Source organism: Pseudomonas sp. NY11955 (assembly GCF_048068035.1).
Lineage (GTDB): Bacteria > Pseudomonadota > Gammaproteobacteria > Pseudomonadales > Pseudomonadaceae > Aquipseudomonas.
In genome coordinates this window covers 338,113-364,279 of the sequence record NZ_JBLUPS010000006.1, presented here as the reverse complement: position 1 = coordinate 364,279, position 26,167 = coordinate 338,113, and the positions used below count along the sequence as shown (strand labels likewise).

The window sequence follows — 26,167 nt, the reverse complement described above, 5'->3', positions numbered from 1 at the left end:
TCAAGCCCTCTCGCCGCGAATCGATACCGCCGGGAACGGGTAAGGCTCGTTGCGCTCGACCCAATCCATGAAATCGGCGCGGGCGCCGGGGAAGCCGATCTGGGTCCAGCCGACCATGCCTTTGTTACCACCATGAATCGGGTCGCAGAAAAACCCTTCGCGGGTGTTTTGCACCAGCAGGCTGAAAAACACCTTGGCCGGAACAGTGTCGAATTTCAGCTCACCTGCCTCGACCTTGCTGAGAATACGGTCTCGGGTAGCGCTATCTTGCGCAGCAAAAACCTGCCCGCCGTTGGCCTTGCACCAACCGTCCACGGCAGCGATGCCCAGGCGGTAGATCTGTTGCGGGCTGAGTTGCAGTTGGTAGCCCAGTTCGGGGGCGGCGTCGGCATTGAACGGGCCCTGCATGTACCACTGGGCGCCAGTCGCGTAGGGGGTGTTCATCTGCCGGTCGATGAATTCGGCGGCGCCAGCTTCGAGTGCGCCGGGGCCAAGCTCATCGGCCGGGATGATGCGGGACACGGCCGCCTGTACAAAGGCCCACTCTTCGGCGCTGAAGAACGTCGGTTGATAGTTGCCCGCAGGTGGCGTGGCCGGCACCTTCGGCTGTTGATGCGGTTGCGGGGCCGCAAGCAACTGGCTGGCACCTACGCCAAGCCCAGTACTGGCCACGGTGACGACAGGGATCAGGGTCAAGGTCTTGCGCAGAAAATCCCTGCGCGGGTTGTCTGGGGCATGCTCAGGCATTGCGAATCCTCATCGGCTGTGGGGCGGCCTTGATAAGCGCCATCTGATTGGTATGGGAGGTGGTCTTGATAGGCCGTCAAGAAGACAGCCGAATAATCTAGCGCGTTCAGAAATGTTTTGAAACCGGTTTCATCCTTGGCTTCTCAATGCCTGAGGCGATCACGCACTGCTGTCGGCCAAGGGTTTTTTCACATCTCGCTCACCCTCTACCGACATCCCGCTACCTACAGTGCCGACGCTCCCGTGTGGAGCGAGCTGACTGGAGTGGTAATCATGCTGCAAGGCGTTATCGACAAATCCCCCACCTCACGGCTTGTGCAGGTGAGCCGGTTGCCTTGGGGCACGGCGCTATTAGCAGTCCTGGGCCTGCTGTTCATCCTGGGCGTGGCGGCAGCCTGGGCGCATGCGCGCACGGCCATCCCCAACCTGGGCAACCCGCATCACTTGCAACGCAGCGGGCTCGAGGCTGCCTGGGCGAAAGGCTCGGTGATTGTGGTGGTGCGCCATGCCGAACGCTGCGACCGCTCCAGCGGTGCCTGCCTCGGTGACCCCAGCGGCATCACGGTCGCGGGCAGCCAGGTGGCGGCCAATGTAGGGCACGGCCTGCAACACCTTGGCCTGGGCGTGGCCGATGTGTGGGCCAGCCCAGAGGTGCGTACCCGCCAGACCGCACAAGCCATGTTCGGTCAAACCATTGCCACGCAAAACTGGCTCAATCAGTGCGACGGCCACTTTGCCGACAACGCCTTCGCCCACAAGCGAAGCGGCCACAACCTCGTGCTGGTTAGCCACAGCGGCTGCATGGAACGGCTGGAGCAAGCGCTTGATGTGCCCTCCAGCGCGATATCGAACAGCTATGCCAGCGCCCTGTTCATCACCCAGGGCAGCGATGGCAAGGCGAAGCTGCTGGGCCAGATGGCGGCCAGTGAATGGCGCAAACTCGTAGATGCCAAGGAATTCTGAACATGCCCTCCCGTGCCACCTTCTACCGCAACAACCTGCTGCTGCCACTGGTACTGGCTGCAATCGTGTTCCTGGCATTCGACCTTACCGAACTCGATCGCTGGATCAGCAACCTGCTGCTCGACCCGGCCTCCGGCCAGTTCCCACTGCTGCATAACCAGTGGTTCGAGAAAGCTACCCACAAATGGCCTCGCATCCTGCCGGACTGGACGGGTGAGCTGGCCGTCATCGGCAGCGTCCTGTCGTTCATCTGGCCGCGCCTGGCCAACCACCCTCAATGGGGCATGACTCGGGGGTTGGAAAAGGCCAGGATCGCACCGGTATTGCGCTTTACCCGCCAACACCGCCGCGACCTGCTATTCGTGGTGGTGGCATTTGCATTGAGCACGACCGTGATTCATTACCTGAAAAGCCACACCAGCGTGTATTGCCCTGTGGAAACCACGCTATATGGCGGTTCGCAGGCCCGGGTCGAATGGTTCGAAAACTTTTCCTTCTGGAGCAAGGCCGGCGATGGCCGCTGCTGGCCGGGCGGCCATGCTTCCAGTGGCTTTACCCTGTTGGCGCTGTATTTCGTGGCCCTGCGCCACCGCTGGGCGCATGCGTGCAAGTTGCTGGTGGCCATTCTGCTGATTGGGTTCGTGTACGGCACTACCCGAGTGCTGCAGGGCTGGCACTACATGTCTCATACGTTCTGGGCCGGGATATTCGTCTGGCTCACGACTTGGGCAACTGCAATGCTGTTCTATGGACGCCGCGCGTTGCAGGCGACTGAGCACAGTCCGGCAGCAGTGGGTACGCAGGCTGCAGACTTCGCGTAGTACCCGGTAGGAGCAGCCTTGTGCTGCGAAAGGGCCATTGCAGCCGAAGAGGATCTCTAGCCCTACCGGCCTCTTCGCAGCACAAGGCTGCTCCTACAACTGGGTTGGAATTACATGCCCCCAATCCCCAACCTTGGGGGAACGCTGCCCACCGCCAGCCTCTCATAAAATCCTCGGCTAAAAACCTCTACCCCCTGCGCCACAAGGCCTGCAACGCAATTTTCAACTGTTGGCACAGCTCTTGCCGATCTCCTCCCAGACGCCCCAAGTCCATGGGCCCGTTTGCAGGAGGAATTGACTCATGCACCGACCGATACCCCACCCGCTGGCAGTGGCGATTTTCGCCGGAATACTCCAGCTTCCAGCGCAGGCCGCCCTGAACGCTGTCGATCCAGGCGCCTACGTCCCCACCAACGGCGGCTTCCCCGCCTGGTACCAGGACAGTCACGGTCGAACCCTCGATCTGTGCCTGACCAAAGCCGTCAGTTCACGGGTCGCCGGCGCACCCGGCGCCCCCTCGTACATGTGCACGCTACTGCCCACCCCCGGCGTGTTCGACGATACCCAACCCATCGTCTTCCCCACCAACTTCCCTGACGAAGCATTCTGGTTCACCGCCGACGCCGCTATCGTCGACGCCGCCCGAGGCATCGACCTCAGCTATGGCACGGCAATCGAAGCGGCATTCGCCGCCGAAGAGCCGGTCGAGGGTGACCAGGTCAGCTTCGCCCGGGTGCGTATCCGGGTCGACGTACCTACCGCCGGCACCTACGTGGTCACCCACCCCTACGGCGTGGAAGTGTTCGATGTCCCCGCCGCCGGGCGCCGGGCGATCAACATGACCCGTGACATCGGTATCGCCGGCGCAGGTGATTTCACCGGGGCGCTCAAGGGCGATGTGGGGCCGTTCCTGCGCAGCGTCAACGGCCCGTACACCGAAGGCAACGAACGCTTCATCGGCGACCCGAACCTGGAAGAACGGGTGACCGGCAGCCCGTTCAACACCAACTTCGTCCGCATCGAAGGCCCAGGTGGCATCGACCTGCGCACCGAGCTGTTCGCCATCTCCGGCAAGCTCTCGACCGTTGCCCTGCCTACCCCGCTGATGCCACAACGCAGCACCTACTCGCGGCATAACGAGAATGGCGACCTGCGGGCCCAGCAGGACATCTTCGTGATGGCCCCGCCGCCACCAGCCAGCGTCACCTTGACCAGCCAAACCCCTAACCTGGGCCTCACCGAAGCCAACGGCACCGGGGCCTGGTACGCCCAGTCGGCCTTGAACCCGGCAGCCGGCACCGTCCTGACACTCACCGCCGACAACAGCGTGGCGATCCCGACCAGCAGCCTGACCACCCACAACGTGCCGCTGACCGACCTGGTCACCATCACCCAGGCCCAGTACCGCCTATCTACCGGCGAGCTGACCCTGGTAGCCAGCACCAGCGACGAAACCACCCCGCCCGTGCTCACCGCCCATACCGGCAACGGCACGTTGATCGGCAACCTTGGCGGCAGCGGCGCGGTGAAGTCGTTGAGCATGACCGTCTCGCCCATCCCGCCGGCCAAGGTGCAGGTCACCAGCGCCAATGGCGGTAGCGACACCGAAGACGTGGTGCTGGTGCCATGAACAGACAAAGGCTCAGCCTTCAAGGAGGCAGCATGAACACTTGGTCGCGCCGTGCGCTGTTCGCCGCCGGTTTTTCCCTTACCGTTACCAGCGCCGCCTTTGCCGCGCTGTCTGAAGTCGACCCGGGGCCCTACACCTTCGCCACGGGCGGCTACCCGATGTGGTACAAGGACAGCCTCAACCAGTCCCTGGAGCTGTGCCAATCGCGTGCCACCAGTACCCGCGTGCCCGGCACCCCGGCCGCGCCGTCCTACATGTGCACCCTGCTGCCGGAGCCCGGCATCTACGACGACGCGCTGCCGCTGGTGTTCCCGGACAACTGGCCACCAGAAATGTTCTGGTTCCTGGCAGAAGCCACCATCCCTGCCGTGGGAAACAGCGGCTATGAACTGGATGCCTACGTCGCCGGCCTGGAAGCCGCCTTTGCCGCCGAGAACCCGGTAGACGGCGACCAGCAGAGCTTCGCCCGCATCCGTATTCGTGTCTCGGTACCCCGCGCCGGTACCTACACCATCACCCACCCCTACGGTGTGGAAACGGTCAACGTCACCACGCCGGGCCGGCGGGCAATCAACATCACCCGCGACATCGGCATCGGCGCACCGGGCAACTTCACCGGGGCACTCAACGGTGCACTCGGGCCATGGCTGCGCGGGGTTGGCGGGCCTTACACCGAGGTCAACCCGGATACCGGCGCCACCGAAACCTTCATTGGTGACCCGAACCGCCCGGAAGCCGTGGTGGGCAGCCCGTTCAACACCAACTTCATCCGCATCGACGGCCCGCCCGGGCGCATCGAGACCGCGCTGTTCACGGTTTCGGGCAAGGTGCTGGACCAACGCGCGCAAACCCCGGTCACTTTGGAGCGCGCCACCTACTCGCGCAACGGCAACGGCACCCGCGTGGAAGTGTTCGCCAAGGCCCCGAAAGAAGCCAGCCTGTGCATGCGCAATGGCCTGGCACTGATCGGTACGCCACCTTCGCCCTGCCAGTTCAACCTGACGGCGGACAACAACGGCCTGTTCTTCAGCCAGCAACTCAGCCAGGCCGTGCCGCCCGCCGTGGTCGTGGTCACCGCCAGCAACAGCGCCGGCGGCACCCAGCCGACCGCGCTGTCGAGCAAGCTAACCGACGTGGTCAAGGTCAGCACCGCACGCTATGACTGGGCCAACAAACGGCTGCTGATCGAGGCTAGGTCGAGTGACGAAGTCACCATCCCCGACATGCTCGCCCAAGGCTATGGCCGCCTGTCGAAATCGGGCACGCTGCAAAGCCTCACGGTCAATGACGTGGCGCAACCGCCAGCCACCGTTACGGTCAAGTCCGCCCATGGGGGTAGCGATGTGGAGCCGGTGATCGTGGTCGGCAACGCACCGGTCGAAGCCGCCAACCAGCCACCGCTGGCACAGGCCGATGTCGGCAGCACCAGTGTCGGTGTGCCGATCACCCTCAACCTGCTGCAAAACGATAGCGACCCGGACGGCAACGTACCGCTCACCATCAGTGACCTTACCCAACCGGGTACTGGCCTGGGCGGCGTCGTGCTCAACGGTACCACCTCGGTTACCTACACCCCGCCCGCCGGGGCCACGCAGCCGCTGGTGGCCACCTTCAGCTACCGGGCGGTGGACGCCAAGGGCCTCAAGTCGGAACCGGCCACGGTGACCATCAACGTCGCGCCCAACCAGGCACCGACCGCCAACCCGGAAACCGTCGCCACCCTGGGCGTGCCATTGACCATCAACGTGCTGGCCAACGACACCGATCCAGAAGGCAACGTACCGCTGGCCGTTGCCGCCGTCACCCAGCCGGCTGTCGGCCGGAGCACGGTGAGCACCGACGGCGCCACGGTGACCTATACCCCACCGGCCACGGTGACGACGGCCTTCACCACCACCTTCACCTACCAGGCGCGTGACTCGCTGGGGGCGCTGTCTACCCCGGGCACGGTCACCGTCAACGTGTCGCCACGGCCAGCCGCCGAAACCTTCGCGGTCACGGCAGCCACCGTCACGGCGCGCTCCAACAACCGCTTCAACTGGGACATCAGCGGTACTTCGTCGGTAACCACCGGCAACGTTGTCACCGTCCGGGTCACCACCACCACCGGCGTGCAGACGCTGGGTACCGCCACGGTGCCCGTGAACGGCCGCTGGCGCCTGGCAGTGAGCAATAGCACCACGATCATCCCGACCGCCGCGCCGACGGCAACCATCACCACCAGCCCGGGTACCACCCGCACCGTCAACGTGGTTGTGCAGTAAAGGCGGGGAAACGCCATGAAACGCCTGTATCCATTGCTGTTCAGCCTGGCCCTGGCGGGCCAGGCCTGCTGGGCCGACGACCTGATGGACAATGCCGACCTTGCGCCCGGCAATGACCTAGGTGACCCAGTGATCATCCGCCTCCTGCCGGTCGGTGCCGGTCAGGCGGCGGTGATCGAGCAGCAAGGGTCGGGCAACCGCGCCGCCCTCGACCAGAACGGTCAAGCCCTGCTGGGCCGTATCGTCCAGTCTGGCGGAGCGCAGGAAGCGTACATCCTGCAAGAAGGTAGTGACCTGATGGCCAGCATCAGCCAACAGGGAAATGGCAACAGCGCGTCGATTCGCCAGAGCGGCAGCAGCAACAGCGCAGCCATCGAGCAGATCGGCAACGACAACAGCGCCAGCATCGTGCAGTCCGGCTCGGGCCTCAACAGCTCCGTCACCCAGACCGGCAATGGCCAGCATGTTCAGATCACCCAATACCGATAGACCTGGAGGCACCACCATGTACAAGCTCGCTCCGTTAAGTGCCGCTATCGTCCTGGCCCTCGCAGGTCAGGCCATGGCTGCTGACAGCACCTCGTCCCAGACCCAGGACGGCAAGGAAAACATCGCCGAAGTCACCCAGAGCCAGGCATCCTTCGCCTCGGCCACCCAGAACCAGACCGGCAAGGGCCACAACCACCTGGCGGTGCAAACCGAAAGCACCAGCGATATCCAGCAGAGCGCCACCGGCCAGTACAACGCCGGTTACGCCGAGCAGTTGTTCGAAAATGGCAGCCAGATCAAACAGCAGGCTTCAGGCAGCTACAACGACGCCTTCGCCAGCCAGTCGGTTGGGCTGAACAACGAATCGCTGCAAACCCAGCAAGGCACCGGCAACAAATCCACGGTGTGGCAGGACAGCCAGGAAGGCAGCAAAGCCACTACCTGGCAATCCGGCCAGCGTAACGAGGCCTTCATCGAGCAGACCTTCGGCGGCCTCAACAACCGCAGTACCGTCAACCAGACCGGCCAGGACAACTATGCCGCCGCCGAGCACCTGAACCATGTCGATGGCGACATCCAGGTCTACCAGGATGGCCACGACAACTGGGCCTACGGCGACCAGCGCGAAGGCACCGGTGGCACCATCGGCATTGGCCAATACGGCGGCGGCAACTCGGTGGAAGTGTGGCAGGACACCCAGATCGGCAGCCAGGCCTCCGTCACCCAAACGGGTCAGTCGAACGAAGGCTACATCGACCAGAGCTTCGGCACCGGCAACAAGGTCAGCTTGTCGCAGCAAGGCAATGCCAACGCCAGCTGGTCGGATCAGTTCGAGACCAACAACGCGACCGCCACCATCACCCAGACCGGTAACAACAACCTGCACTTCACCTATCAAAATGGTGAAAACCTCAACCTGACCATCAACACCAAAGGCAATGGCAACAGCATCACCGCCAGCAACTGGAAAGGCGCCAAGATGGGTGGCCAGTTCGGCACCAACCAGAACGCCACCATCAACCAGACGGGTAATGGCAACGGTGTCAACCTGACCCAGAAGGGCGCTGACCAGGTGGCCACGCTGACCCAAACGGGTAAAGGCAACCAGATGCAAACCAAGCAGGATGACGTCAACAACGAGCTGTATTTCGAACAGAACGGTACCGATAACATCCTGATCGCCGACCAGCGTGGTACCGACAACTATGCCTACGGCAACAGCCAGGGCACCGGCAACTCCATCACCCTCGACCAGTCCGGCTACAGCAACCAGAGCTACACCAACCAGCTGTACGGTAGCGGCAACGAAGCCACCATCAAACAGACTGACAGCATCAACGTCGCCTACGTGACCCAGGGAGGTCAGGGCAACAAGGCGTTCGTCGACCAGAGCGGTATCGCCCAAACCGCCACCATCACCCAGCTGGGCAGCGCGAACCTGGCCACTGTGACCCAGAAGTAAACCTCTCCCCCCTTGAACCGCGGTGCTCCTCTCCCTGGCACCGCGGTTCCTTTTTTTGTACCCGCCCGGCCTGTGCGTTTGCTGTAGGAGCAGCCTTGTGCTGCGAAGAGGCCTATACGTTCGTCAGGCTTACTGACCGCTTCGCAGCGCAAGGCTGCTCCTACAGGAATTGCATCTGCCGGGATACACTGGCCATACCCACAGAATGTGCAGCTCCTCATGATCCAGTCCGACCTCGACCTGTTCGGCCCGCAGCCACAACGCCTGGCCAGCCATACCGTGTTGCTGCCCGGCTTCGCCCTGGCCGAAATCGAGACGCTGCTCGACGCCCTGCGCCCGGTGCTGCGCGCCGCCCCCTTGCGGCACATGCACACCCCAGGTGGCCTGCGCATGGCCGTTGGCCTGACCAACTGCGGCACGCTGGGTTGGGTGAGTGATGAACAGGGTTATCGCTACAGCCCCAACGACCCGCTCAGCGGCAAGCCCTGGCCCGCCCTGCCCCCGGTTTTGCTCGCCCTGGCCACCCGCGCTGCAGCCAGTGCCGGGTTCGAGGGTTTCGTAGCGGATGCCTGCCTGATCAACCATTACCTGCCAGGCACCCGCCTGAGCCTGCACCAGGACCGCGACGAGCAGGATTTCGGCCAGCCGATCGTGTCGGTGTCGCTTGGCTTGCCGGCGGTGTTCCTGTTCGGCGGCTTGCAGCGCGCCGACAAGGCACGGCGCATCCCGCTGAGCCATGGCGATGTGCTGGTCTGGGGCGGCGAAGACCGCTTGCGCTTCCATGGCGTGCTACCGATCAAGCCCGGCGTGCATCCGCGGCTGGGCGAGCGGCGTATCAACCTGACCCTGCGCAAGGCAGGTGCCTGAACAAGGTCAGTCATCAGCCACCCGGCGCGAACAAGATGAACGTACATGAAACAGGTTGAACATCTTGGTCAGGCAAGCTTCAAATAAATAGCCGCGCCTTCCTTCGCCTGGAGCCTGCCATGCCCAATCCACCCAGCCTTTCATGCCGTTGCCACGGAGCCACGTCCCGATGAAGATGCCTGGCCGCGCCCCCAATGCCTCACTGCAGCTCGATTATGTCCGCGACACCCTGTTCGGCCCGGTGGCGCAAAGCGTGGAATGCCAATGCCAGCTCGCCGCCCTCAACCTGCAAGGCCGCCCGGGGCTGCGCCTGCACATTTGCCCACCGCTGCCTGACAAGGTCGACCGTGCGCACAGCGTGGCCTTCGTCTGGGATGGGCGTAGTTACCATGGTGTGGTGCGCGACAAGGGCAAATGCGGCGATGGCGGCCTGAACCTGCTGCTGGAGCTGCAGTGAGCCGATCAATACTGTGCAATACCTGAACCCGGCCAACCTGGGCTGACCGGGGTACGATGGGTGCACTCAGGCAATCGACCTGAGTGGCGCCGGATGGTGGTCACGCAGCGCATGCAACTGCCCCACCAGGTTGACCAGGTCACGGCAACTGTTGAGGTTTTGCAGCGGGACCCCGCTTAGGGTCACGCCCTGATCGAGACTCTGGCCCTGACCCAGGCGGATGGTCAGGTTGGCGCCGTCCGGGCAGCTGACTTCACAGCGATCCGGCAGGCAAGCCTGCTCGATCAGCTGCCGCATCTCTAGCATCGAAACTCCTATCAACGACATGGTACGACCCTCTCTGTGCGATGGCCTGTTGTGTGGAAGTACGCCTTTGTCGGGCGGGGCGCCAATTGATATTGCGCATGCCTGGGCAGGCGTCCATGCGCCGGGGCAATAATGATGCGGGGAATCCTCTAGCACCTTAGTGGAAGATTGCGCGGGTGGGCCGAGTGTTCGAACGCAATGATCAACTTAACGACGAGTGGTCCCCGCACTGCCCAGCGATGCCCACAGGTGCTGCGCCGCATAGGCCCGCCACGGGCGCCAGGCCGGTGCCCGTTCTGCCAGTTGCGCGTCATCGCCCTCGAGCAGCCGCAACGCTTTGATCAGCGCTACGTCACCCAACGGCAAGGCATCGGCGGCACCGGCCTGGCGCAGCGCCAGGTAGTGCGCGCTCCACGGCCCGATCCCTTTTAGCTGGCACAGGTTACGCAGCAGTTCATCCAGCGCTTGCCCACGGCGCAGCAACCCGGGTTCGGCCAGCAAGGCGCTGGCCAGGGTGCCAAGGGTAGTGGCGCGCGCTCGCGGCATGCCCATGTTCTCGAACTGCGCCTGCGCCAATACCGACAACGCCGGAAACACATGGGTCAGGCCCGCTACGGGCAGGCGCAGCGCTGCGCCGTGGCGTTGCACCAAACGGCCGGCCAGGGTCATGGCGCCAGCCACACTGATCTGTTGGCCCAGCACGGTTCGCATGGATTGCTCACAGGCGTCCCAGCCCTGCGGCACACGCAGCCCCGGGCGCGCTTCGAGCAGGTTTGCCATCAACGGGTCGCGAGACAACTCGGCGCTGATGCGGACGGGGTCGGCGTCAAGGTCGAAGACTCGCCTCAGCCTGGCGATCAGGCCGGGCAGAGTGTGTGAAGGAACACCTTCAAGGTGCACCCGCAGGCAATGATTGGGTAGTGGCGTAGCGTGCAGGACGCCGTGGTGGCCTGCGACGCTCAGGGTACGGTGGTAGGTGCCATCGCAGCAGGTCTCGATGCCCGGAATACAGCGGGCGGCGAGGAAGCCCAGGGTCGAGGGCCAGTGATAAGGGGCACGGTAGCGCAGCCACAAGGTGTGGTGGCCCAGGTTGGGCAATGATCTGCGCACAGCATGCTGTCGAGTGAGGTTGGGCATAGGCTGATCATGCCAGAAAACCCTGGGGGCCAACCCAACTTCAAGCATGCCGGGCCTGCTTTGCAGACCCGGCTTCAGGCAAGACTCAGTGTCGAGCACCTTCGCGCTCATCCTGCATCTGACCAAACCGCCCGGCATGGAAATCATCGAACGACTCGGCAATCTCCGCCTGGCTGTTCATCACGAACGGGCCATACCCGACGATCGGCTCATCGATCGGCTCACCGCTGAGCAGCAACACGCTGGCACCGTCCAGCGCCTCGACGGTGACATCCTCGCCCGCCCGGTCAAGCAGCACCAGGCTGGATGGACCTGCTTCGCGCTCACCGTTGATGCGCACGCTGCCGCGCAATACCACCAGCGCCGCGTTGCGCCCCGCGGCCACCGGCAGCGGCAAGGCGGCGCCCGCGTTCAAGCGCAAATCCCACACGTCCATCGCGGTGAAGGTCCGCGCTGGCCCCTGGTGCCCCTGGTAGCTACCGGCAATCACCCGCAAGCTACCGGCGTCACCGTCCATTGCTACCACTGGGATGTCGCTGGCCAGCAGCGTCTGGTAGCCGGCCGCTGCGCGCTTGTCTCGCGCCGGCAGGTTCACCCATAGCTGGACCATTTCCAGTGTGCCGCCACTGCGGGCAAAGCCTGGGGAGTGAAACTCTTCATGGATGATGCCGTTGGCCGCCGTCATCCACTGCACGTCACCCGGGCCGATCAAACCGCCGGCACCGGTGGAGTCGCGGTGCTCCAGTTCGCCCTGATACACGATGGTCACGGTCTCGAAACCACGGTGCGGGTGCTGGCCTACGCCACGCCGTGCGGCGGTCGGGGTGAAATCATGCGGGCCGGCGTAATCCAGCAGCAGGAACGGGCTGATACGGCTGGCCAGGTTGTCGTAGGTAAACAGGCTGCGTACCGGGAAACCATCACCCACCCAATGGGCGTGAGGGCTGCGGTGGATACCCAGAATCTGTTTCATGAGAAGGCTCCTCTCTTGGCTGGGATAACCTTATCAATGATGCCAATTCGTCGGTAGACGGCTGGAATGGCATGCATCGTCTCACTGATAGAACAATTAGCCCTGCAAAAAGCCGAGCACCTGCTCTGCAGCCATCGCCGGGTCCTCCTGCATGAAACAGTGCCCACCGGCCACCTGTTGTGCGGTCACATGGTGGTTGAGCGCCGCCAGGCGGTTTACCGAGTGTGGCACGAAGGGGTAAGTATGCTCGCCGTACAGCACCCGCGTCGGCGTGCTGATTGCGCCCAGGCTGGCCCACATGCGCTTGGGGAACGAGCTGAAGATTTCCACTTCGCGGCTGGGCCGGCACTTGAGCACCACGGCCTCGCCACAGTCACCGATGGCATGCTCGACATAAGCCTGCAGCGCAGCATCGGTCCAGCCTTTGAAGATGCCACGCCCTTGCAGCGAAGCCAGTGCGGCCTCGCGATCGGGCCAATGGCTACGGCGGCTGGCAGCCTTGCGGGCCAGTGCATGGCGCTGATGCAGGCCGACCAGGGCAGCCGCTCCCATCACGCCGATCATGCGCCGGCTGAACAGCACCGGGTCGAGCAACACGGCACGTGCAAACAGTTGCGGTTCACTGGCCAGGATCAGCCCGGTGAGTACGCCACCGAAGCTGTGCCCCACGGCAAACCGCAGTACGTCGCCGTACTCGCCCCGCCCTTGCTCGAACGCCTCCACGGCCAGCGCAGCGGTGCGGTTCCAACCACGAAACACCCCGCCATGGTCGCTGTCGCCATGGCCCTGAACGTCGCAGAGCCACAGGTCGAAATGCTCGCCCAGGCGCATCAGCAAGGGCTGGTAGGCCAGGCAACAGAAGCCGTTGCCATGCAGAAAATGCAGCAACGGCTTGCCACTGGCCGGGGTTCGCCAGCCACGCAGGGTGAAGCCTTCGGCACATTCGTGGGACCAGGGAATCAACTGCATGGGCTTGCTGTACTCGCGGGGCTAGGAAAACGCTGATTCTACAAACAGCAGCGGGTACAGCGATATCACCAGCAGCAAGGCCATCAGGACATTGAACAGCATCAGCCAGCGTGGGTTCTGCAGCAAGTTGCGCAGGGCGCTGCCGAACATCACCCACACACCGACGCTGGGCAGGTTGACCAAAGCGAACAAGGCGGCGATGACGATCACGTTGGTCACATAGCCTTGCGCCGGCGTGTAGGTGGTAATCGCCCCCACCGCCATCACCCAGGCCTTGGGGTTGACCCACTGGAACGCCGCCGCGCCCCAGAAACCCAGCGGTTTGCGGGCGCTTGACGAAGCCGTGCCGACCGGCCCGGAGGTGGCAATCTTCCAGGCCAGGTACAACAGGTAGGCCGCGCCGGTATAGCGCAATACCGTGTACAGCGGTGGCCACGCCTTGAACACCTCGCCCAGGCCCAAGCCAACGGCAAGCACCATGACCATGAAGCCGACGCTGATACCCAGGGCATGCGGGATCGAACGGCGCACGCCAAAGTTGACCCCCGAGGCCAGCAACATGGTGTTGTTGGGGCCAGGGGTGATGGAAGACACGAAAGCAAACAGCACGAAGGCCGTGAGCAGGTCGGCAGAGGCAAGCATGGCGGGCAATCCACTTTTTTTATGGGTGCTGTCACACTACCGGAGTCGCCCTACCCCGCGACCGATACAGTCATGTGAAATTTTGTAGATACACACTACTGTACCGCTAACCCGGACCAAGGAAGCCGTCACCATGAGCCTCACCATTCGCCCTGCCGTTCGTACCGATGCCGAGCAGATCCTGGCCTTCATCACCGAACTGGCCGATTACGAACGCGCCCGCCACGAGGTGGTCGCCACCTTGGCCGATATCGAGCACAGCCTGTTCGACGAGGGCAGCACAGTGCACAGCCTGATCTGCGAGCGTGATGGCCGGGCAATCGGTTTTGCCGTGTATTTCTACAGCTACTCGACCTGGCTCGGGCGCAACGGCATTTACCTGGAAGACCTCTACGTAACACCCGAGCAGCGCGGCGATGGTGCCGGGCGGCAGCTGCTTCGGCACATTGCCCGCGAGGCGGTGGCGAACGAGTGCGGGCGCCTGGAATGGAGCGTGTTGGACTGGAACGAGCCTGCGATCGGCTTCTATCAGAAGTTGGGGGCCGAGGCGCAGGATGAGTGGGTGCGCTACCGGCTGGATGGGGAGAAGTTGGCGGCGTTTGCACGCGGTTAACAGGCTATTGGGAAACCCGGAAAAGCGCATGAGGCGCAGGGCAGCAGAGGCGCTGTGACAATCCCGCCAATGAGGATTATTCTCCCAAGGTATGTCCCACCGCCCCAATATGTGAGCGCCGAATATGAAAATCGATGACATGGACGCCTTCGTGGCGGTCATCCGTTGCCAGTCGACCAACCTCGCCGCCGAGGCCCTGCAGCTGACTCAACCGGCCATCACCCGGCGGGTGCAAAACTTCGAGGAAGACCTGGGCGCCACCCTGCTCGACCGCAACACCAAGCCGCTCAAGCCTACCCCCATGGGCCTGCGGGTGTACGAACAGTGCAAGGCGATCTTGCGCGAGATCGACTCGCTGCGCGAATTGGTGGCCAACGACGGCGCCCCGTCCGGGACCCTACGCCTGGGTGTGCCGCAAACCCTGGGCGATGTGGTGCTGCTCGATGCCCTGGCGCAAATCCGCGAAACCTACCCGGACCTGCGCACCCAGGTCACCAGCGGCTGGGGCAGCAGCCTGATCGCCCGCATGGAAAATGGCGAACTCGACGCCGCCGCCGCGCTGTTCCCACCGGGCAAGATCTTCCCCGAGGGCATCGCCAGCCAGTCGATCGCACGCATGCCGCTGCGGGTAGTGGCAGCCAAGGGCAGTGCCGGCAAGCGCAACCTCAAGCTCAAGGACTGCTACACCCGGGGCTGGGTACTCAACCCCGATGGCTGCGGCTTTCGCGCCGGCCTGCAGCGTGCCCTGAGCGAACAAGGGCTGAGCCTGTCGATCAATCTGGAGACCTTTGGCACCGAGCTGCAGCTGGGGCTGGTGGCCAATGGACAGGGGCTTGGCCTGGTGCCGGAGCCATTGTTGCAGAACAGCCGCCATCGGGATGCGCTTGATGTGATCAACGTGACGGACTTCAAGCCGCAAGTGGATTTGTGGCTGTTCCATCCGCGCTACCTGGGCAACTTGCAGGAGCCGGTGGAGCTGTTTGGTCGGGTGGCGGGGCAGCAGCTGTGCGGGTGATCCCATAAAGCCAGGGCGCTTTGCGCCCCTTTCGCGACACAAGGTCGCTCCTACACAAGGTAATAAATACCAACAACGCATAACTAAACGACAACTTAATCAATACAATTCATAATTAGCATAGAACCAAAAAGACTTTTACAGCCTTCATTCATACGAATACGGTCTTATAAACCCACCGTGTTTCAGGGATGAATACCCCATGAGTCACCCCCCTTCCGCCAGCGCGCTTGCCGAACTCACCCAGGCCCTGGCCGCCAATGCCGAACGCTACGACCGCAGCGGCCAGTTTCCCGCCGACAACTTCAACCTGTTGCACCGCCACGGCCTGCTGGGCTTGACCGTGCCTCGCAGCTTGGGCGGCGGCGGGGCCGACCTGGCCTGCGCACGCCAGGTGATCGCCGCCGTTGGCAAAGGCTGCCCGTCCACCGCGCTGATCCTGGTGATGCAGTACCTGCAGCACTTGCGCCTGCAGGACCAAGACCGCTGGCCTGAGCACCTGCGCCTGCAAGTGGCACGCGACGCCGTGGCCAACGGCGCGCTGATCAACGCCTTTCGCGTCGAGCCGGAACTGGGCACTCCTACCCGTGGTGGCCTGCCAGCGACCATCGCCCGACGCACCGCCGAAGGCTGGCGGTTGTCTGGGCGCAAAATCTATTCCACCGGCAGCCATGGCCTGAGCTGGTACCTGGTGTGGGCCCGCAGCGACGACCAGGACCCACTGGTGGGTGGCTTCCTGGTGCACAAGGACACCCCGGGTATCCGTATCGTCGAAGACTGGGACCACCTGGGCATGCGCGCCACCTGCAGCCATGAAGTGCGGTTCGACGAGGTGCTGATCCCGCTGGACCATGCCGTCAGCGTCAGCCCGGCCAGTGCGCCACGCCCCGAGCTCGACAGTACCGCCCTGCTGTGGATGGCGGTGTTGCTGCCAGCGCTGTACGACGGTGTGGCCCAGGCCGCACGTGACTGGCTGGTGCAGTTCCTGAACCAGCGAACGCCTTCCAACCTGGGCGCACCACTGGCCAGCCTGGCGCGCTTCCAGGAAGTGGTCGGGCGCATCGACACCCTGCTGTTCGCCAACCAGAGCCTGCTGGACGCGGCCGCCAGCGGCAAGACCGACCCGCGCCACGCCGGGCAGCTCAAACACCTGGTCAGCGGCAACGCCATCCAAGCCGTCGAGCTGGCCATCGAGGCTGCCGGCAACCCCGGCCTGTCACGGCGCAATCCGTTGGAGCGGCACTATCGCGATGTGCTGTGCAGCCGAATCCACACTCCCCAGGATGACGTGGTACTCGGCCAGGTCGGCCGCGCAGCCCTGGCGCAGGTGCTGCACAGCCAGGTTGGCACCCAACGCGGCTACTGAGCCCTCACATTTTTGGAGAACACCATGACTGTACTGTCTGTCGTCACCCCCCAGGGAAACACCGTACGCCAGCGGGTCAGCGCCGAAGAATGGGAGGTACGGGTAAAGCTGGCCGCGGCCTACCGGCTGGCCGCCCTGTTCCGCTGGACCGACCACATCTACACGCACTTCTCGGCTCGCGTGCCGGGGCCAGACGAGCATTTCCTGATCAACGCCTTTGGTTTGCTGTTCGACGAAATCACCGCATCCAACCTGGTCAAGGTCGATGTAGACGGCACGATCATCGATGATCCGCTGGGCCTGGGTATCAACCAGGCCGGTTATGTGATTCACAGCGCCATTCACCGTGCGCGGCCCGACCTCAAGGCCGTGCTGCACACCCACACGCGTGACGGCGCTGCAGTGTCGGCGCAACGCGATGGCCTGCTGCCGATTTCGCAGCACGCCCTGGCCTACTACAGCCGCGTGGTGTACCACGACTATGAAGGCGTCGCCTTGGACCTGGATGAGCAGCAGCGGCTGGTGGCCAACCTGGGCGACAGCAACATCCTGATCCTGCGCAACCATGGCCTGTTGACCGGCGGCATCAGCGTCGAGCATGCCTTCCGCGAGCTGCACGGGCTGGAGCGCGCCTGCAACATCCAGGTGGCGGCGCAGGCCGGGGGCAATGACCAGCTACTGCATGCGGCGCCGGCGGCAATTGCCAAGGTGCATGAGCAGTCGAAGCGGTTTTCCGATGGGTTGGGGGAAGGCATCCAGCGGCACTGGGATGCACTGATCCGCCAGTTGGATCGGGAGGGGCTGGATTACCAGGACTGACAGCGTTACAGGGGCCTGAGTCAACCTTTTCGCGGGCAACCCCGCGCTCACCGCCAAGCGCCCCAGAGCCAGGCGCAGGCCCTCTACCACCGCCCTGCAAGGCCGCTTATCTCGCCGCCTGCGCGGCCCGAATCGCCCACTCAACAGCACAGGAGCTTCACCCATGAGCCTCGAATTCATCGGCCTCATCGGCCCGCAGGAAAGCAGCGAATCTCAGGCCCCACGTGGCCCGCTGGTGGACCTGGAGTTCATCAAAGCCTTTTCCCAGGCCCAGGAATACGGTGGCTTCGACAAGGCCTTGCTGGCGGTCAACACCAGCGCACCGGACTCGCTGATCCTGGCCAGCTATGTGGCCGCCCTTACCGAGCGCATCGGCCTGCTGGTAGCCCACCGTCCCGGTTTTCAGGCCCCGACTTTCGCCGCCCGCCAGTTTGCCACCCTCGACCAACTGAGCCGTGGCCGCGCTTCGATCAATGTCATCACCGGCGGCGACAGCGGCGACCTGCAGCGCGATGGCGACTTCCTCGACAAGGATGCCCGCTATGCCCGTACCGACGAATACCTGCAGGTCCTGCGCGACACCTGGACGCGCCATGAACCGTTCGACCACCAGGGCACGCACTACCGCGTCGAAGACAATCTGACCCTGGTCAAGCCCGTGCAGCACCTGCCGATCTACTTCTCCGGCGCCTCTGACGCGGCGGTCGAAGTGGCCGCCAAGCACGCCGATGTCTACATGATGTGGGGCGAACCGCTGGAGCAGGTAGGCGAGCGCATCACCAAGGTGCGCAAGGCCGCCGCCCGCTACGGGCGCGAAAAGCATATTCGCTTCAGCCTGTCGTTGCGGCCGATTCTGGGGGCTACCGAGGCCGAGGCCTGGGCCCGTGCCGAGCGCATCCTGGCCGATGCCCAGGCGCGCATCGGCATCCATCAGGGCAATCGCCGCGAGAAGAACTTCGGCAAGAGCAACGCCGGCTCCGAACGCCTGGTGCAGCTGGCCAGCCAGCGCAAGGTGCACGACACCCGGCTGTGGACCGAGATTGCCGCGCTAGGCGGTGGTGCAGGTAACTCCACCTCGCTGGTGGGCACTGCGGACCAGGTGGCCGAGGCGGCGCTGGCGTACTACGAACTGGGGGTAACCACCTTCCTGTTCCGCGGCTTTGACCAGCTACGTGATGCGGTGGAGTACGGGCAGGACCTGATCCCGCGGATTCGTGCGCTGGTTGAACGGCACGAGGCTGGGCGCAACGCGCGCACGGCCTAGCGCTCTACTCGCTGCACTGCCCTCCCAGGTCAAGTGCGGCATTGACGCCAAGCCCGCCCCATGCTCTTCTTATGCCTCGCGTTCAGGTGCCCCTCACGGGGTGAAACGGGAAACCGGTGCGTCGCAGGCCCTCCAACAGGGCCGGACAATGCCGGTGCTGCCCCCGCAACGGTAAGCGAGTGAAGCGTCTGTACCACTGTGCCTGGTAACTGCGGCATGGGAAGGTGACGTGTTCCAGGAGCCCTGCTCTTCCTCGCAAGCCCGGAGACCGGCCTGGCGTTCATGAACACCCCGCGGTGGGCGGGCGCTGTTGCATTCCCCTGGGCCACCTCGCCCGGGGCTGCCGCGCTCGCCCGTTGCCCACAAAAAAGCAGAGGAACGCGTCATGCCCATCACCAGCGCCAAACAACACAGCCTTGCCACCCCCGTTACCCTCAGCCAGCGCCTGGTCATCGCCGTCGGCGCCAGCCTGCTGGGCCTGTGCCTGGTGTACTTTGCCGGCTTCTCGCACATCGAGGCCGTGCACAACGCCGCCCACGACACCCGCCACAGCGCCGCCTTCCCCTGCCACTGAGTACCCCTGATGATCACGCGCATCGCCCGTACCGCGGGCTTCAGCGGGCTGCTTGCGGCCCTGTTGCTGACCCTGCTGCAAAGCTTTTGGGTCGCTCCGCTGATTCTTGAAGCGGAAACCTACGAGTCCTCGGCCCCCGCCGCACATCACGAGCATGGTGGCGAAGTGGCCGCCCATGAGCACAGTGCCGAAGCCTGGTCGCCGGAAGACGGCTGGCAGCGGGTGCTGTCCACCACCGGTGGCAACCTGGTGGTCGCGGTCGGCTTCGCCCTGATCCTGGCCGCCCTGTACAGCCTGCGCGAGCCGAAGCGCGCCGGCACGGGTGCACTGTGGGGGCTCGCCGGCTTCGCCGTGTTCTGCCTGGCCCCAACCCTTGGCCTGCCACCAGAGCTGCCAGGCACTGCGGCTGCCGACCTGGGTCAACGTCAAACCTGGTGGATTGGCACCGCCAGCGCCACTGCGCTGGGCCTGGCGTTGTTGGTGTTCGCCCGCCACTGGCTGCTGAAGGTGCTTGGCGCGGCACTGCTGGTGATTCCCCATGTGATCGGCGCACCGCAACCCGAGGTGCACGAAAGCCTGGCCCCTGAAGCGCTGGAAACCCAGTTCAAAGTAGCCTCCTGGCTCACCAACGCCGCCTTCTGGCTGGCCTTGGGCCTGCTCAGCGCATGGCTGTTCCGCCGTTCCAGCCAGGCCTGATGCCGGGCTTCTACGCCGGCTTTGGCTGCCGCCGAGGTTGCTCGGCGGACACCCTGCAAAACTTGCTGAGCCAGGCCCTGGACACCCAGGGCCTGGCATTGGCAGATCTGCGCGGCATTGCCAGCATCAGCCTGAAGGCCGACGAACCCGGTTTGCTGCAGTTGGCCGAACGCCTCGGTTTACCCTTGGTGCTGTACCATAGCGCGCAACTGCAACCATACGAACCCATGCTCAGCCACCGTTCCGCCGCAGCCCATGCCCACAGCGGCTGCTGGGGTGTAGCCGAGAGCGCGGCGTTGGCCTTGGCCAGCCAGCAGCTTGGCAGGGCCCGATTGCTGCTGGCCCGCCAGGTTCTGGGCCAGGCGACACTCGCCCTGGCCTGCTGAGCGCTTCACCCCCAAATTCTTGCAAGGACTATCCATGACCGTCTACTTCATCGGCGCCGGCCCCGGCGACCCGGACCTGATCACGGTCAAGGGCCAACGGCTGATTCGCCAATGCCCGGTGATCATTTATGCCGGCTCGCTGGTGCCCGCAGCCGTGCTCGAAGGTCACCAGGCCGAGACCGTGATCAACAGCGCCGAACTGCATCTGGAACAGATTGTCGCGGCCATGCAACGCGCGCACGAGCAAGGCCTGGACGTAGCCCGGGTGCATAGCGGCGACCCTAGCCTGTACGGTGCCATCGGCGAGCAGATCCGCCACCTGCAGGCGCTGGGTATCGATTACCAGATCATCCCTGGAGTCACCGCCACGGCAGCCAGCGCTGCCCTGCTTGGCTGCGAACTGACCTTGCCGGACGTGGCGCAGACGGTGATCCTTACCCGCTATGGCGACAGCTCGCCAATGCCGCCTGGCGAACAACTGAGCGATCTGGCGCGCCATGGCAGTACCCTGGCGATTCACCTGGGGGTCAAACACCTGTCGCGGATTGTCGATGAACTGCTGCCGCACTACGGCGCGCTCTGCCCGGTAGCGGTTGTGCATCGCGCCACCTGGCCAGACCAGGACTGGGTGCGCGGCAATCTCGGCGATATTGTTGAACGCGTGGCAACCAAGGACTTCCGGCGCACGGCCCTGATACTGGTAGGGCATGTGCTGGGCGATGCGCCGTTCGCCGAATCGGCCTTGTACCGTGCCGGGCATGCCCACCTGTATCGCCCCGGCAACTGAGCATTGCCAGCCTTGCACGGAGCATTGCAGACTCCCAGTTCCCGCCTGCGAACAGGAGCCATGCCCATGCTGGAACTACGCCCCAACTGCGAGTGCTGTGATACCGACCTGCCGGGTGACAGCCCCGATGTTCTGATCTGCTCCTTTGAATGCACGTTCTGCCGTAGCTGTGCCGAAACCCGCTTTCAAGGCCGTTGCCCAAACTGCACCGGCCAGTTGGTGGCCCGCCCGACCCGGGTGGGCCAGGCATTGGCCAACAACCCCGCCTCGACCCTGCGCGTAAAAAAACCGCACGCAGCCTGCACCTGAGCCATGGCAAAACCCTGACATCACCGCTTTGCGAGCGGTGATGTCTTTTCCGTTTTGTGTAGGACTTTTCAACAACAACTACGAGGACTTTCAACACCTCTATACTCGGCATTACCAAACTTCGGGAATGGTCGTATCGTGCAGCGCTTCCGATAACACCACTTGTAAACGTATTCCTGTGTGATCCAGGAAGCGGACCACATCCCTACAGGAGTTTTCCACATGACAACCGTGCTGATCGTCGACGACCACCCCATCGTCCGGCTGTCCTTGCGACTACTGCTCGAGCGTGAGCGCTTCCATGTCGTCGGCGAAGTCGGCGATGGCAGTGAAGTGGCACAGGAAGCCCGCAGACTGCGCCCGGACGTGGTCATTCTCGACATCGGCCTGCCTGGCCTGGACGGCATGGAAGTGATCAAACGCCTGCAGTGCCTGGAACCGGTACCGAAGATCATGGTGCTGACCGGCCAGGCCACCGACCTGTATGTGCGCCGCTGCCTGGACGCCGGGATCGGTGCCTTCGTCACCAAGGAAGAGGACCACGAAGCGCTGCTGTTTGCCCTCAAGGCCCTGGTCAAGGGGTACTCGACCTTTCCGCAGATGTCGGTCAACAGCAATTCGCTGGAAAGCGAGCCGGTCCGCCTGGCCAGCCTCTCCAACCGGGAAATGGAAGTACTGCGGCGCCTGGCGCGCGGCGAAAACAACAAGCATATCGGCACGTGCATGAACCTCAGCGCCAAGACCATCAGCACCTACCGGGGCCGAATCATGGAAAAGCTGAAGACTGAATCACTGGTTGAAATGGTCGACCTGGCCAAGCGCAACAGCGTCTATTGAGCAACCGACGCCCATGAAGCAGCTGCTGGCGAGCGCCCTCCTGGCCATCGGCCTGGCCAACGCTACTGCGCTGCAGGCCAGCAGCGAACCCCGCCAACTGCTGGCCCGCTCGGTCAGCGCCAGCGCCCCACTGGTGTTGTCCGAAGACGATCGCCACTGGTTGCAGCAACGCCCATATCTGGTTCTGGGCACATCACGCCCCGACTACCCGCCCTTCGAGATCAATATCAGCCAACGCGACTATGAGGGCCTTAGCGCAGACTACGCAGGCATCATCGGCGAACAGCTTGGTATAGCCATCGAAGTGCGGCGCTTTGACAGCCGTCACGAGGCTATCACCGCCCTGCGTGACGGCCGCATTGACCTGCTGGGCAGCTCGAACGCTTTCGAGGCGGCGGACGCCCAACTCAACCTCAGCACCCCCTACGCTGACGACCTGCCGGTGATCGTCACCCGTGAAGGGCGCAGCCTGAAAAGCACACCCGACCTCGCCGGCCTGCGCCTGGCCATGGTCGATCACTATTTGCCAGCCAGCAGCGTTCGCAGTCTGTACCCCAAGGCGCAACTGAGCCTTTACCGTTCGACCCTGGCCGGGCTTGCTGCGGTGGAGCTGGGCGAGGCTGACGCCTACCTGGGCGATGCCCTCAGCACCGATTTCACGATCGGCAAAAGTTTTCAAGGCACGTTGAAAATCGATCATTTCTCCCATGCAGTCCCCGAGGTGTTCGCCTTCGCCGTGGCCAGCAACCACGCACGCTTGCTACAACTGGTCGACAAAGCACTGGCGCGCATCAGCGAAAGCGAACGCCTGAACATTCTGCGCCGCTGGAGCAGCGGAAACACCAGCCTGCTGCTGCAGCGCCACCTGACCGCCCTCAGTGCCGAAGAACACGCCTGGATCGCCGCGCACCCCACCGTCAACGTACTGATCAATACTTCGCTGGCGCCACTCACGTTCAACGACACCCAGCAACACCCCAGTGGCATTACCCTCGACCTGCTCAAGCAGATCGGCTTGCGCACAGGGCTGCAATTCACCCCCGTCGCAAGCACGTCGGCCTACACCATGGTCGAACGCCTCAGCCGCGGTGATGCGCTGATGATCGGTGCCCTCGGCTATGGCGCGGAGCGCGCTAATCAACTGCGCTTTACCCGCCCCTATCTGGTCAGCCCACGGGTGCTGGTCACCCGCATCGACCAGGCATCGCCTGTTCAGACCATGGCATTGGATGGCCAGCGCATCGCCCTGGTGCGCGGCTCACCGCAACTGGCCATGTTGCAACGGCGCTACCCGCACGCCACGCTGGTCGAAGTGGACAACCCGCTCGGTCTGATGGAGGCCGTGGCCAATGGCAGCGCCGACGTCGCACTGAGCAACCATATCAATGCGGCCTACTACATCAGCCATGTGTTCAAGAATCGCTTGCGCATTGCCAGCGTCCTCGACGACGACCCGGCCATTGCCGCTTTCGCCGTCGCCGCCGACCAGCCCCAGCTACAGGCCATCCTCGACAAGGCGCTATTGAGCATTCCGCCCGAAGAGTTGGACCAGTTGATCAACCGCTGGCGTACCAGCACCCTGGTCAGCGACAGCCCATGGCGTGACTACCGTACTCTGGCTTTGCAAGTGCTGGTGCTGTCGGCCCTGTTGCTGGCCGGCGTGGTGTTCTGGAACAGCTACCTGCGCAAGCTGATCAACCAACGCACCGAGGCCCAGCACGCGCTGCAGTCACAGTTGACGCTGAGCCGCGGGCTCCTTGAACAACTGCGCCAAGCCAAGGATGACGCTGAACAGGCCAGCCAGACCAAAAGTACCTTCCTGGCCACCATGAGCCATGAAATCCGAACCCCGATGAATGCCGTGATCGGCCTGCTGGAGCTGGCGTTGGTAGACGGCCGCAGTGGCCGTTGTGACCTCCAGACCTTGCAGACCGCCCACGATTCGGCGATCGGCCTGCTTGAGTTGATTGGCGATATTCTCGACATTTCCCGGATCGAGTCCGGGCACATCAGCCTGCAGCCCGTGCCCACCGACCTGGTCGACCTGGTGCGCACCACGCTGCGGGTGTTCGAAGGCAATGCCCGGGCCAAGCGCCTGCATCTGCACGGTGAGCTGCCTGGCGAACCTGTCTGGGTGCTGGCTGATCCGCTGCGACTCAAGCAGATTCTGTCGAACCTGATCAGCAACGCCATCAAGTTCACCGACCGTGGTGAAGTGCAGGCGAGCCTGCTGCTGCCCAAGGTTGCCGGCCACGGCACGCTGGCCATCGAGCTGAATGTGCGCGACACCGGCATTGGCATCAGCCCCGCCGACCAGGCGCGGCTGTTCCATGCCTTCGTTCAGGCAGAGGGCCCAAGGGCCCGCCAAGGTGCAGGCCTGGGTTTGGTCATCAGCCGAACCCTGGCCGAACTGATGGGCGGCGCCTTGAGCCTGCAGAGCGTCGAAGGCGTCGGCACCCGGGTACAAGTCAACCTGCAGCTGCCCACCTGCGCACCACCGGTACAGGCCGAACGGGATGTGCCGGCCCATGAAAGCAGCGGCGGCCCGTTGAATATCCTGGTGGTCGACGACTACCCCGCCAACCTACTGTTGCTTGAGCGGCAACTGCATACCCTAGGGCATCGGGTGACCTTGGCGGAAAATGGCCAAGTCGCCCTGACACATTGGCAGGCCACGCGCTTCGAGCTGGTAATCACCGATTGCAGCATGCCGGTCATGGACGGCCACGAGCTCACCCGGCACATTCGCGCGCTTGAGGCCGAAAGCGGCCTGCCAGCGTGCCGGATCATCGGCGTTACCGCCAATGCCCAGGCCGAGGAGCGTGCCCGCTGCCTGGCCAGCGGCATGGACGAATGCCTGTTCAAACCGATTGGTCTGCGCACACTCAAGTCCCATCTACCCCAGGTCCGCCCTCAGCCACAGCCGCCGGCCCACCACCGCAGTGGATTCGACCTGGCCGAATTGCGCCACCTGACCCAGGACGACGAACAGTTGACTCGTCATTTGCTCGAACAACTGTCAATCAGCGTCGGCGAAGACCTGGCCGCCTTGGGCGCCCTCGCTGCAGACGCCCCGGATGAGACCGTGCATGCCCTGGCTCACCGCATCAAGGGCGGCGCCAAGATGATCAGGGTGCGCACCGTGGTCAAGGACTGCGAAGCCATCGAACACGCTCACGCACAGGGGCTGCCCACCGTCGAGCTGCGCGCGCAACTGCAAACCAGCCTGCAGGCACTGCTCGACGACATGCGCGATGCGCTCAATGCAATTGCAGCGTCGAGCTGATCTGGCTGATGGCATCCACCACGTGCCGTGAGCCTTGCTGAATTTCCATGATCACCGTACCGGCCTCATTGGCCAGCGCCACGCCGTGACCAGTGCGATTCAGGCTTGACTGCATGCTGGCCACTGCCAGGAGTGACAAGTCGTGGTTCTGCCGGACCACATCGACAATTTCCAGGGTGGCCTTGCTGGTGCGCGCGGCCAGGTTACGCACCTCATCGGCCACCACGGCAAAGCCGCGCCCGTGCTCGCCGGCACGGGCTGCCTCGATGGCTGCATTGAGGGCCAACAGGTTGGTCTGATCGGCGATGCCGCGAATGGTCAGCACAATCTGCCCGATCACATCCGACTGCTTGCTCACCGCATCGATACTGCGTGCGGCATCATTCAGCTCCAGGGAAATCTGCTCGATCACCTGCACCGTCTGCTGCACCACTTCGGTGCCCTTGCGCGCGCAGGCATCGGTTTGCACCGAGCTGGCATGGGCTGCG

At 63.8% G+C, this 26,167-nt stretch carries 26 protein-coding genes, 1 pseudogene and 1 riboswitch; of the genes and pseudogenes, 20 read left to right on the top strand and 7 right to left on the bottom strand.

Going from position 1 to position 26,167, the window contains the following annotated elements; all coding sequences use genetic code 11:
• A complete protein-coding gene (locus ACNFBR_RS14510; protein WP_416735534.1) occupies positions 1 to 747 on the bottom strand; it encodes a gluconate 2-dehydrogenase subunit 3 family protein in 747 nt (248 codons plus the stop codon).
• A gap of 273 nt (positions 748 to 1,020) precedes the next feature.
• Between ACNFBR_RS14510 and ACNFBR_RS14505 the strand changes: the two genes are divergently transcribed.
• The 8 genes from ACNFBR_RS14505 to ACNFBR_RS14470 all read left to right on the top strand — a co-directional run bounded on the left by ACNFBR_RS14505 (position 1,021) and on the right by ACNFBR_RS14470 (position 9,700).
• Entirely contained in the window at positions 1,021 to 1,710 is a 690-nt protein-coding gene (locus ACNFBR_RS14505; protein WP_416735533.1) for a histidine phosphatase family protein, read from the top strand.
• 2 nt (positions 1,711 to 1,712) lie between these two features.
• Positions 1,713 to 2,531, top strand: a complete 819-nt coding sequence (locus ACNFBR_RS14500; protein WP_416735532.1) for a phosphatase PAP2 family protein — start codon at positions 1,713 to 1,715, stop codon at positions 2,529 to 2,531.
• Between the two features lie 301 nt (positions 2,532 to 2,832).
• Positions 2,833 to 4,161 (top strand): hypothetical protein, encoded by a 1,329-nt coding sequence (locus ACNFBR_RS14495; RefSeq protein ID WP_416735531.1) that lies wholly within the window; start codon positions 2,833 to 2,835, stop codon positions 4,159 to 4,161.
• A gap of 32 nt (positions 4,162 to 4,193) precedes the next feature.
• Positions 4,194 to 6,425 carry an Ig-like domain-containing protein gene (locus ACNFBR_RS14490; protein WP_416735530.1) on the top strand — a complete coding sequence of 744 codons (2,232 nt, stop codon included), beginning with the start codon at positions 4,194 to 4,196 and terminating at the stop codon, positions 6,423 to 6,425.
• Between the two features lie 15 nt (positions 6,426 to 6,440).
• Positions 6,441 to 6,914, top strand: a complete 474-nt coding sequence (locus ACNFBR_RS14485) for a curlin (RefSeq protein ID WP_416735529.1) — start codon at positions 6,441 to 6,443, stop codon at positions 6,912 to 6,914.
• A 16-nt stretch (positions 6,915 to 6,930) separates the two neighbouring features.
• Positions 6,931 to 8,376, top strand: coding sequence for a curlin (locus ACNFBR_RS14480; protein ID WP_416735528.1), 1,446 nt, complete (start codon positions 6,931 to 6,933; stop codon positions 8,374 to 8,376).
• A gap of 219 nt (positions 8,377 to 8,595) precedes the next feature.
• On the top strand, positions 8,596 to 9,243 hold the full coding sequence (gene alkB, locus ACNFBR_RS14475; protein ID WP_416735527.1) for a DNA oxidative demethylase AlkB: 648 nt from the start codon (positions 8,596 to 8,598) through the stop codon (positions 9,241 to 9,243).
• Between the two features lie 169 nt (positions 9,244 to 9,412).
• A complete protein-coding gene (locus ACNFBR_RS14470) occupies positions 9,413 to 9,700 on the top strand; it encodes a hypothetical protein (RefSeq protein ID WP_028612962.1) in 288 nt (95 codons plus the stop codon).
• Positions 9,701 to 9,766: 66 nt separating this feature from the next.
• Here ACNFBR_RS14470 and ACNFBR_RS14465 read toward each other — a convergent pair whose 3' ends face one another.
• The 5 genes from ACNFBR_RS14465 to ACNFBR_RS14445 all read right to left on the bottom strand — a co-directional run bounded on the left by ACNFBR_RS14465 (position 9,767) and on the right by ACNFBR_RS14445 (position 13,727).
• Positions 9,767 to 10,027 carry a DUF1652 domain-containing protein gene (locus ACNFBR_RS14465; RefSeq protein WP_416735526.1) on the bottom strand — a complete coding sequence of 87 codons (261 nt, stop codon included), beginning with the start codon at positions 10,025 to 10,027 and terminating at the stop codon, positions 9,767 to 9,769.
• A gap of 186 nt (positions 10,028 to 10,213) precedes the next feature.
• A complete protein-coding gene (locus ACNFBR_RS14460) occupies positions 10,214 to 11,143 on the bottom strand; it encodes a DNA-3-methyladenine glycosylase family protein (RefSeq protein WP_416735525.1) in 930 nt (309 codons plus the stop codon).
• An 85-nt stretch (positions 11,144 to 11,228) separates the two neighbouring features.
• Positions 11,229 to 12,116 carry a pirin family protein gene (locus ACNFBR_RS14455; RefSeq protein ID WP_416735524.1) on the bottom strand — a complete coding sequence of 296 codons (888 nt, stop codon included), beginning with the start codon at positions 12,114 to 12,116 and terminating at the stop codon, positions 11,229 to 11,231.
• Between the two features lie 96 nt (positions 12,117 to 12,212).
• Positions 12,213 to 13,085, bottom strand: coding sequence for an alpha/beta fold hydrolase (locus ACNFBR_RS14450; protein ID WP_416735523.1), 873 nt, complete (start codon positions 13,083 to 13,085; stop codon positions 12,213 to 12,215).
• Between the two features lie 21 nt (positions 13,086 to 13,106).
• The gene (locus ACNFBR_RS14445; protein ID WP_416735522.1) at positions 13,107 to 13,727 is read right to left on the bottom strand and encodes a LysE family translocator; all 621 of its coding nucleotides are present in this window, start codon (positions 13,725 to 13,727) and stop codon (positions 13,107 to 13,109) included.
• A gap of 133 nt (positions 13,728 to 13,860) precedes the next feature.
• Here ACNFBR_RS14445 and ACNFBR_RS14440 point away from each other — a divergent pair, with 133 nt between their 5' ends.
• The 12 genes from ACNFBR_RS14440 (at position 13,861) to ACNFBR_RS14385 (ending at position 25,679) form a co-directional block, all read left to right on the top strand.
• Positions 13,861 to 14,340: a GNAT family N-acetyltransferase gene (locus ACNFBR_RS14440; protein ID WP_416735521.1), complete on the top strand. Its 480-nt coding sequence runs from the start codon at positions 13,861 to 13,863 to the stop codon at positions 14,338 to 14,340.
• A 124-nt stretch (positions 14,341 to 14,464) separates the two neighbouring features.
• Positions 14,465 to 15,355 (top strand): LysR family transcriptional regulator, encoded by an 891-nt coding sequence (locus tag ACNFBR_RS14435; RefSeq protein WP_416735520.1) that lies wholly within the window; start codon positions 14,465 to 14,467, stop codon positions 15,353 to 15,355.
• 202 nt (positions 15,356 to 15,557) lie between these two features.
• On the top strand, positions 15,558 to 16,721 hold the full coding sequence (locus ACNFBR_RS14430) for an acyl-CoA dehydrogenase family protein (protein WP_416735519.1): 1,164 nt from the start codon (positions 15,558 to 15,560) through the stop codon (positions 16,719 to 16,721).
• A gap of 24 nt (positions 16,722 to 16,745) precedes the next feature.
• Positions 16,746 to 17,540, top strand: coding sequence for a class II aldolase/adducin family protein (locus ACNFBR_RS14425; protein ID WP_416735518.1), 795 nt, complete (start codon positions 16,746 to 16,748; stop codon positions 17,538 to 17,540).
• Positions 17,541 to 17,703: 163 nt separating this feature from the next.
• Positions 17,704 to 18,804, top strand: coding sequence for an LLM class flavin-dependent oxidoreductase (locus ACNFBR_RS14420; protein ID WP_416735517.1), 1,101 nt, complete (start codon positions 17,704 to 17,706; stop codon positions 18,802 to 18,804).
• A 67-nt stretch (positions 18,805 to 18,871) separates the two neighbouring features.
• Positions 18,872 to 19,096, top strand: a riboswitch (cobalamin riboswitch).
• Between the two features lie 93 nt (positions 19,097 to 19,189).
• Positions 19,190 to 19,378 carry a CbtB domain-containing protein gene (locus tag ACNFBR_RS14415; RefSeq protein ID WP_416735516.1) on the top strand — a complete coding sequence of 63 codons (189 nt, stop codon included), beginning with the start codon at positions 19,190 to 19,192 and terminating at the stop codon, positions 19,376 to 19,378.
• A gap of 9 nt (positions 19,379 to 19,387) precedes the next feature.
• On the top strand, positions 19,388 to 20,074 hold the full coding sequence (locus ACNFBR_RS14410) for a CbtA family protein (protein ID WP_416735515.1): 687 nt from the start codon (positions 19,388 to 19,390) through the stop codon (positions 20,072 to 20,074).
• Complete coding sequence (locus ACNFBR_RS14405) at positions 20,074 to 20,460, top strand: cobalamin biosynthesis protein (RefSeq protein ID WP_416735562.1); 387 nt, start codon at positions 20,074 to 20,076, stop codon at positions 20,458 to 20,460. The genes ACNFBR_RS14410 and ACNFBR_RS14405 overlap by 1 nt, the downstream gene beginning before the upstream one ends.
• Before the next feature lie 34 nt (positions 20,461 to 20,494).
• A complete protein-coding gene (cobM, locus tag ACNFBR_RS14400; RefSeq protein WP_416735514.1) occupies positions 20,495 to 21,247 on the top strand; it encodes a precorrin-4 C(11)-methyltransferase in 753 nt (250 codons plus the stop codon).
• Positions 21,248 to 21,313: 66 nt separating this feature from the next.
• Positions 21,314 to 21,556 carry a DUF1272 domain-containing protein gene (locus ACNFBR_RS14395; RefSeq protein WP_416735513.1) on the top strand — a complete coding sequence of 81 codons (243 nt, stop codon included), beginning with the start codon at positions 21,314 to 21,316 and terminating at the stop codon, positions 21,554 to 21,556.
• Positions 21,557 to 21,778: 222 nt separating this feature from the next.
• Positions 21,779 to 22,393, top strand: a complete 615-nt coding sequence (locus tag ACNFBR_RS14390) for a response regulator (RefSeq protein ID WP_416735512.1) — start codon at positions 21,779 to 21,781, stop codon at positions 22,391 to 22,393.
• A 13-nt stretch (positions 22,394 to 22,406) separates the two neighbouring features.
• Positions 22,407 to 25,679, top strand: a complete 3,273-nt coding sequence (locus tag ACNFBR_RS14385; protein ID WP_416735511.1) for a transporter substrate-binding domain-containing protein — start codon at positions 22,407 to 22,409, stop codon at positions 25,677 to 25,679.
• On the opposite strand, the pseudogene ACNFBR_RS14380 reads toward ACNFBR_RS14385, so the two are convergent.
• Positions 25,654 to 26,085: pseudogene (locus ACNFBR_RS14380) on the bottom strand (methyl-accepting chemotaxis protein); the annotation flags it as partial. The gene ACNFBR_RS14385 and the pseudogene ACNFBR_RS14380 sit on opposite strands and share 26 nt — an antisense overlap.
• Positions 26,086 to 26,167 lie beyond the last annotated feature (82 nt).